The following is a 7,953-nucleotide window of genomic DNA, read 5'->3' as shown; positions in this document are numbered from 1 at the left end:
AGTTTTCGGTGGCCGGCATCCCAGGTTACCGCAAAGCGGTGGGAGCACAGGATCTGTAGCCGTTCTCCACCGAGGCGCTAATATCGGTGGATTGGCGAGACGGCCGTCTCGCCAAGGGCTGTTGTAAACCGGCCTAATGTCGGGGATAGACATTGTCTCGTCCTACGATAAAGCCTGCGACTTCAGTCGCGGGTTGTTTACAGCGTACAAGCCTCTAAAATAAGGGGAGAGATTAGCGGTATTGTGCATTGCAAGACAATGAAAAAACCGCCTTTGACGGCGGTTTTTTTACTTTGAAACAAAAAGCAAATCAAATGCGGCGTGCCAATTCTGTCGCTTTTCCCAAATATTCAGCAGGAGACAACGCTAACAAACGCTGTTTTTCTGCCTCGGGAATGGCCAGACTTTGGATAAAACTTGCCAACGTTTGTTGGGTAATGCCATCGCGACCACGGGTTAATTCTTTTAATTGCTCGTAAGGGTTTTCTACCCCATAGCGACGCATAACAGTTTGAATTGGCTCAGCTAATAGCTCCCAAGCCTGATTGAGATCCGCCGCCAAAGCGGGTGGGTTAATCTCGAGCTTATTCAAACCACGCATCAACGCTTTAAAACCCAGTGCGCCATAACCCACGGCAACGCCCATATTGCGTAACACAGTTGAGTCGGTTAAATCACGCTGCCAACGGCTGATAGGTAATTTTTCTGCCAAATGCAGCAACAGCGCATTCGCCAAACCAAAATTGCCTTCGGCATTCTCAAAATCGATTGGATTGACTTTGTGTGGCATGGTCGAGCTACCCACTTCGCCAGCAACCACTTTCTGTTTGAAGTAGCCGAGGGAAATATAACCCCAAATATCACGCGCCAAATCAATCAAAATCGTGTTCACCCGCGACAATGAATGGAAAAACTCGGCCATATAGTCGTGAGGTTCAATTTGAATGGTGTAAGGATTGTAGGTTAAACCTAAACCTTCAACAAAGCGTTTGGCTAAACCTTCCCATGCCACATCAGGATAGGCCACCAAGTGGGCGTTAAAGTTACCCACCGCGCCGTTGATTTTGCCGAGCATGTCTTGTTGGGCAATTTGCTGGCGTTGACGCTGTAAGCGATACACCACATTCGCTAATTCTTTGCCCATGGTCGAAGGCGTGGCAGGTTGACCGTGGGTGCGTGCCATCATCGGCACTTCGGCAAATTGATGGGCCAGTTCGGTTAATTTGCTAATTGTTGCATCAAGTGTTGGCAGCACCACTTCATCACGCGCCGCTTTTAACATCAAACCATGCGACAGATTGTTGATATCTTCCGAGGTACAAGCGAAGTGAATGAATTCACTGGCAGCGACCACTTCGGGGTTACCTGACAGACGTTCTTTCAGCCAATACTCAATGGCTTTCACATCGTGGTTAGTCCGCGCTTCAATCGCCTTCACTGCCTCGGCATGGGCGACGCTAAAGCCAGCAATCAAAGCATCAATTTCTTGCAGTGTTTCGGCCGAGAACGGTGCAATCTCGGTGATGGCAGGTTCGGCAGCCAACATTTTCAGCCATTCCAACTCCACTTGGACGCGGAATTTCATCAGGCCATATTCACTGAAAATAGGGCGCAACGCCTCACCGCTCGCGGCATAACGACCATCAAGAGGAGAAAGCGCAGTTAAAGTATGAGGAGTCATCATTAGAATCGACTTTTTATCAAAAGAAAAAATAACGTCTTACATCGCTTGCAAACGGCGGTGTACGGCCCGAGCCAGATGTTCAGCCGCGGCAGGGCAATAGCGGAAGAATAACTCCGGCTCGACCATCTCCAGTTCCATCACCGCCAACTGGCCTTGGTTATCGCGAATCACATCAACCCGCGCATACACCACATCAAACGGCACGGCAGCTACAGCAGCTTGCGCAAAGGCAATTTCCTCTGCCGTCGCCTCGTGGGCATGCACCGTACCACCGTGATCGTCTTGTACTCGAAAATCACCGGCCTTGGCGGTTTTACGAATGGCATGGGTAACCTTGCCATCAATCACGATGATAGAGAGTTCGCCTTGCTCGGTGATCGCCTGTTGGAACGGCTGTAACAGCAGGCTTTCATGTGCAATCAATTCAGCATAAATCGCTTGGTAATCGGCGACTTGGTGGCGGTGAAAGCGATAGGTATGCCGCGCCGCCCCCGACACCGCCGGTTTGAGAATCCATTGCTCATCGTCAAACAGGGCCAACTGATCGGCTAGGGTGTGTGGGTCGCCGACTTCGATAAAATGAGTCGGGACAATCCGCACCCCAGCGGTTTGCAAATGGGCCAAATAGTGTTTGTCCACATTCCAACGCAGCAACGGTGCTGGATTAAACAGCTGGCATTGTTGGGATACCTGTTCCAGCCACGGGGAGAAGGTCGTAAAACGGTCGAAGTAATCCCATGTGCTACGGAATAACAAACTTTGTGCATCCCCTGAGGTATTCGCAGGGTCCGCCCAATCACGCCGCACTACGCGCAGCCCTAATGCCTGCAACGCTTCTACAACATAGCGATCTTCGGCATGGAGTTGGCGGCTATACCAATCGTTTTCGTCTTCAACCAGATAGCGCGCTTCGGTCAATACCACCACATCCCACGCTGGATGGGTCTTTACAACAGATGAATTCATCGCCTTACATGCCTGGCAGCATGCCTTTCATTCCACGCATTAACTTAGAAATACCGCCTTTGGCAGTAAACTGCTTCATCATTTTTTGGGTTTCTTCAAACTGCTTTAACAAACGGTTGACCTCTTGCACGGTTACCCCACTGCCTGCGGCAATCCGGCGTTTACGGCTGGCCTTAATTAAATCGGGTTTAGCACGTTCTTGCGGCGTCATCGAATTGATAATGCCCTCGATACGATTGACGGCTTTATCTGCGTCTGCCCCTTGCACCCCCTTGGCGAGTTGACCTAACTGACCAGGCATTTTTTCCATCAGACTGACCATGCCGCCCATTTTTCGCATCTGTTGAATTTGGGCTTTGAAGTCTTCAAGGTCAAAGCCCTTACCCGACTTCAGTTTCTTCGCCATCTTGAGTGCTTCGGCCTGATCCATGCCTTTTTGCACGTCTTCGATCAGCGACAGCACATCGCCCATGCCCAAAATACGGCTAGCCATCCGTTCTGGATGGAAGGGTTCTAAACCGGTTAATTTTTCGCCAACGCCAATAAATTTAATCGGCTTGCCGGTGACATGGCGCACCGAGAGCGCCGCCCCACCACGCGAGTCACCATCGAGTTTGGTCAACACCACACCGGTCAGAGGTAAGGCTTCGTTAAATGCCTGTGCGGTATTGACAGCATCTTGCCCCTGCATGGCATCGACCACAAACAGGGTTTCCACCGGTTTCACCGCAGCATGCAAGGCTTTGATTTCCTCCATCATCGCCGCATCAATCGCCAAGCGGCCAGCGGTATCGACTAACAGGACATCGAAGAAATGACGCTTGGCATGATCGACTGCCGCCAGCGCAATTGCCACCGGTTTTTGGCTTGGATCGGAGGGGAAAAACTCAACATCAAGCTGTTTGGCGAGGGTTTGTAACTGTTCAATCGCCGCTGGGCGATAGACGTCAGCCGACACCACCAATACTTTTTTCTTGTGTTTTTCTTTTAGTAATTTGGCAAGTTTACCGACGGTGGTGGTTTTACCTGCGCCTTGTAAACCTGCCATCAAGACAATTGCCGGTGGGACAGCCGCCAAATTTAGGGCATCGTTTTGTGCCCCCATCAATTTGACCAGCTCTTCATGCACCACGCCGATAATGGCTTGACCCGGTGTCAGGCTCCCCATCACCTCCTGACCCAGTGCGCGTTCTTTTACGCTGGCAACAAAATTTTTCACTACGGGTAAGGCAACATCGGCTTCTAAAAGCGCCATGCGGACTTCACGCATGGCATCGGCGATATTGTCTTCGGTAAGGCGCGCATGGCCTCGTAACGTTTTAATGACGCCGGAAAGTCGGTTTGTCAGATTGTCGAGCATCGGGAATGTCCTTCGTGAGATGCCAACGCCAGAAGGGTTTGGTATAGACTTGGCAAAGTTTCTATTTTAACCCATAGGCCAAAATGCCGCCGCATTTCACCGCGCGCAGTTGGCTGGCTGCTGGTTGTCACTATGCCTTTTTCTGCTTTTACCTTGTTGGCTGCTGCGGCAGCCTTGTTATATCTCTTAATGAGCCGCTACTTTTTTGTCCGCTGGCAAGGACAACGCCAACCGCTAACCGCCAGCATGCGATTGGCAGAACAAACGACTTTAGCGGCAGCCCTGTTCAGTCATGCCCTCAGTCTTGGTGCAGGGGATGAAAGTTGGTGGATGCACCTTGGCGTGGGTCAGTCGATTTCATTAGTGATGTGGTTAGTGGTATTGATTTATTGGGTAACGGCATTTTTCCACCGCCTTGAAGGGGTGCAGATTCTGTTATTCCTATCCGCTGCCCTTGGTGTGTTGTTGGGGATTATCCTACCGGCGGCGCCACTTCCTCACCTCACCCCCTCGCTGCCTTTTGCTCTGCATGTGTTAGTGGCGCTATTTGCCTATAGCTTGTTTACACTTGCCACGCTGTTAGCTGTGTTGATGTTGACGGTAGAACGGCTATTGCATCAAAAACGCGGTATGCGGTTTTTACAACATGTGCCACCGCTATTAACACTCGAAAAACTGTTATTTCGTGTCTTGTGGAGTGGCTTTTTCTTATTAAGTTTGACTGTGTTATCCGGTGCGTTGTTTTCTGAACATATTTTCCACCGCCCTTTTACATTCAATCATAAAAACGTTTTGTCATTGTGTGCGTGGTTAACCTTTGCCACGCTGTTGGCAGGCCGTTTGCGTTATGGCTGGCGTGGTCGTTATGCCGCGCAATGGACCCTTGGTGGCAGTGTTGTCTTGTTGCTGGGTTACATTGGCTCAAAGATTGTTTTGGAATTTTTCATGCAATAAGGATTGCAAAACATCACCCCACAGGCTAAATTACGCCTTGGGCATGATATGTTGTTTTGTTCATCCCATTTGTCCACTGTTCAGTTTATGAATAGCGTTTTCGAGGAGTAAATCGTGAAAAAATGGTTTCTGATGCTGGTTGCCGCATGTGCTTTTCAGTCAGCTTGGGCTGCCGTTGACCTCAACACTGCCAACCAAGCCCAGTTAGAAAGCGTAACAGGGATTGGGCCGGCAAAAGCAAAAGCGATTATTGACTACCGCAGCAAAAATGGCCCTTTCAAAAGCTTGGAAGATTTGGAAAAGGTCGATGGCTTTGGCAAAAAATCAGTCGAGAAAATGAAGGCTGAACTGTCAGTGGGCAAACCGGCCACCGCCCCTGCCGCGGTTAAACCCGCCGCCGCCGCGCCGGCGGCAACACCTGCTGCAGCACAAGCACCGGTGAAAAAATAGGCCTCACAATTCGGCATAAAAAAACGGCTCGCGGTGGCGGGCCGTTTTTTGTTTAGCGCAACAATTTATTAACCGGCGCCTTCGTACACAATTTTCCAATCTTGGTCTTGTTTCACCCAATATTGCCGTTTACGAATCACTTGTTTGAGGTTGTTACTTTGATAATTTTGGTCAAAGCTGACTTCCACCATCGGTTGTGCGGCGGGATAGCGCAGGATACTGAGATTACTTAACTCAACTTTTACCCACGATTTCCCTTGATTGACCCGTTGTTTTTGTTCACGCCATTGGCTGAAATTGCCATCATCACTCCAGAACTGGTCGGCATAATGCGACAAATAACGCCCCATATCACGGCTTTCCCAATCTTGCCGCCATGTTTCAATTTCCTCTTGTAACTCGCGGCGCAAAATCTCGCGTTCGGACATTTTGACCCAATTGACCTTCGGCGCAATCACCACCGGCGTAAAGCCAACTTGGATGCGTTTTCCTAAGTCCACGATGTCAGGATTGGTTAGGACAACGCAGCCATCACTGGCTTGTGGCGGGCGGCTATAGGTGTCGCTGGGCGAACCATGCAACCAAATCCCATAACCAGTGCGGCCAAATTTGCGATCGAGGGCATTGGGGTAGTTGATGGGATACGCACCATCGCCATACAGATCAGGCAGGGTATCGGGATCAAGACTGCGGGTCACATGGTAAACCCCCAGAGGCGTGCGTTTATCGCCCTCTTTTTGTTTTTCTGTCCCTAACTTACCGATGGTAACGTAGTAATCACTGATATAGCGTGGGTTGCCATCACGGTTTTCAAACAGGTACACCCGCGAGCGACCGGTATCAACCAAAACCGCATATTTTTGTTGGGGCGATAGTTCTAGCAGGGCATCAGGCACTAGATTGACCGGTGGTGGCGCTTCGTAACGCGCCAAGCGCACAAACGCCTCGCGCCGCAAGTCTTCGACTGCCTCGGGAGGGGCATCACTGACATTTCCCAGACTTTCTAATGGGCGTGCCCGCGCCAGCAGCAAATCTCCCTTAATCATTTGCGCCAAGCGGAAGGAAGGATTGATATCTAACGCCCGATCAATCAGATCGAGGGCATCATCAAACCGTTGCTGGCGAATCGATTTTAGGCTTTGCACCACCAGCGCTTCGAGATTGCTCGAGCTACCTTCGCCTTGCAAGTTGGGTTCTTCGCGTATGGTGCGGATCACATCCATCGGCAACGCGCTCATCGAGCCAACCGGTGCAGCAAAAACCGCAATCCACAACAAGACAAAGAAACGGATAAAAGGGGCAACTCTCAGCATTAGCGTCCTACGGATTCTTCAAGAATCTGCCATTTGCCAGCCTGACGAGTCATCAGCACCGATTTTGCACTGTTGGCAGAGAAAGTGGATGAGCGATAGCGTTGACGGAAACGAATTTCAACTTGGTCTTTTGCAATAGTTTTCGCGACAGGTTGCAAAATTTCAACTTCTATTTGCCCTGGTTTATCAATTCTTACCCGCCGACTGGCCTCCCATGCCGAACGACTTTCACCTTTAGGCGTACGGAACGCTGGGGCATAGAAAGTTAAATAACGATTCACATCTTTTGCCGCCCATGCGTCTGCCCATGCTTTTAATGCAGCAATCGCAGCTTGCTCTTCTGCTTGCTGTGCGGGATTTACGGGTGGAGTAGCAGGTTCTGCACTCGGTTTTACTGCTGTGGCTGCTGTGGGTTTAGGTTCAACTTTGGCAGGTTCGGTCTTCGCAGGTTCTGCTTTTACTGCAGGCGCTTCAGTTTTTGCCGTGGCAGGTGGGGCAGGCGGTGATTTCAGTAATGGCGCCAGATTATTGACCGTTGTACTCGGCGTGGTGATCGGGGGCGGTGTTACAACAGTTTTATTCGCTGGTGGAGTGGCGGCAGGTGTTGGCGTGGCAGCGGCCAAACGTGCGATTTGTGGAGAGGTGCTTTCACTGGCCAACCCACGCATCAATGCCAACCGCGATAAATTATTTTCTGTGGCTGAGGGGGCTGTTTTATTGAGGTTTAACGCCTTATCGTAAGCCTGTTTAGCCATCCGTTCATAGAGCTCGCCTAAATTACGGTGTGCTGTGGCATAGGCGGGATGAGAGGCAATAGCTTGTTCTAATTCGCGTTGTGCTTTATCAAATTCACCACGTGCGGCATACAACACGGCTAAATTATTGCGTGCCTCGGCCAAGTTAGGATGATCGCGGCTTAATTCAGCAAATTGCACAATCGCCTCATTTAAGCGGCCTTGGTCGGCTAAAATAACACCCCTACGAAAACGAACTTTTAAATCTTTTGGATGTTGTGTCAGCCATTGATTAGCGCGTTGTAATGCTTGAGCGGTTTGCCCCTGCCGCAACAATTTATCAATTTCTGCTGATTCATCAGCATGCGCAGGCGTGACACAGAGCATCAGAGCCGTAGCCGCTATACCCAGAGACAGAGAAATTCGACGCATCACAATCATGAGAAATCACAGGCCTTAAAGCGCAATAGCGCAAACTTTTTAATTGTACCA

7 protein-coding genes are annotated in these 7,953 nt (G+C 50.3%); 2 read left to right on the top strand and 5 right to left on the bottom strand.

Going from position 1 to position 7,953, the window contains the following annotated elements:
- Nucleotides 1-310 precede the first annotated feature (310 nt).
- Genes purB through ffh form a run of 3 tightly spaced genes read right to left on the bottom strand, consistent with a single transcriptional unit; the run spans nucleotide 311 to nucleotide 4,010 of the window.
- Nucleotides 311-1,681, bottom strand: a complete 1,371-nt coding sequence (purB, locus tag G465_RS0106990) for an adenylosuccinate lyase (RefSeq protein ID WP_027405263.1) — start codon at nucleotides 1,679-1,681, stop codon at nucleotides 311-313.
- Nucleotides 1,682-1,720: 39 nt separating this feature from the next.
- Nucleotides 1,721-2,650 carry an ATP-grasp domain-containing protein gene (locus G465_RS0106985; RefSeq protein ID WP_022653771.1) on the bottom strand — a complete coding sequence of 310 codons (930 nt, stop codon included), beginning with the start codon at nucleotides 2,648-2,650 and terminating at the stop codon, nucleotides 1,721-1,723.
- A 4-nt stretch (nucleotides 2,651-2,654) separates the two neighbouring features.
- Nucleotides 2,655-4,010 carry a signal recognition particle protein gene (ffh, locus tag G465_RS0106980; protein ID WP_022653770.1) on the bottom strand — a complete coding sequence of 452 codons (1,356 nt, stop codon included), beginning with the start codon at nucleotides 4,008-4,010 and terminating at the stop codon, nucleotides 2,655-2,657.
- Nucleotides 4,011-4,142: 132 nt separating this feature from the next.
- On the opposite strand from ffh, the gene G465_RS0106975 reads away from it, so the two are divergent.
- Nucleotides 4,143-4,964 (top strand): cytochrome C assembly family protein, encoded by an 822-nt coding sequence (locus G465_RS0106975; protein ID WP_022653769.1) that lies wholly within the window; start codon nucleotides 4,143-4,145, stop codon nucleotides 4,962-4,964.
- A gap of 114 nt (nucleotides 4,965-5,078) precedes the next feature.
- Nucleotides 5,079-5,414, top strand: a complete 336-nt coding sequence (locus G465_RS0106970; RefSeq protein ID WP_022653768.1) for a ComEA family DNA-binding protein — start codon at nucleotides 5,079-5,081, stop codon at nucleotides 5,412-5,414.
- A 68-nt stretch (nucleotides 5,415-5,482) separates the two neighbouring features.
- Here the strand turns inward: G465_RS0106970 and G465_RS13860 are convergent, their stop codons facing one another.
- Both G465_RS13860 and G465_RS0106960 read right to left on the bottom strand, forming a co-directional pair.
- Nucleotides 5,483-6,727, bottom strand: a complete 1,245-nt coding sequence (locus G465_RS13860) for a L,D-transpeptidase family protein (RefSeq protein WP_022653767.1) — start codon at nucleotides 6,725-6,727, stop codon at nucleotides 5,483-5,485.
- Nucleotides 6,727-7,848: a L,D-transpeptidase Cds6 family protein gene (locus tag G465_RS0106960; protein WP_022653766.1), complete on the bottom strand. Its 1,122-nt coding sequence runs from the start codon at nucleotides 7,846-7,848 to the stop codon at nucleotides 6,727-6,729. The genes G465_RS13860 and G465_RS0106960 overlap by 1 nt, the downstream gene beginning before the upstream one ends.
- Between the last annotated feature and the right edge of the window lie 105 nt (nucleotides 7,849-7,953).

Source organism: Aquaspirillum serpens DSM 68 (assembly GCF_000420525.1).
GTDB lineage: Bacteria > Pseudomonadota > Gammaproteobacteria > Burkholderiales > Aquaspirillaceae > Aquaspirillum > Aquaspirillum serpens.
The sequence above is the reverse complement of the archived record's forward strand: the minus strand, read 5'-3'. Positions and strand labels throughout refer to the sequence as shown.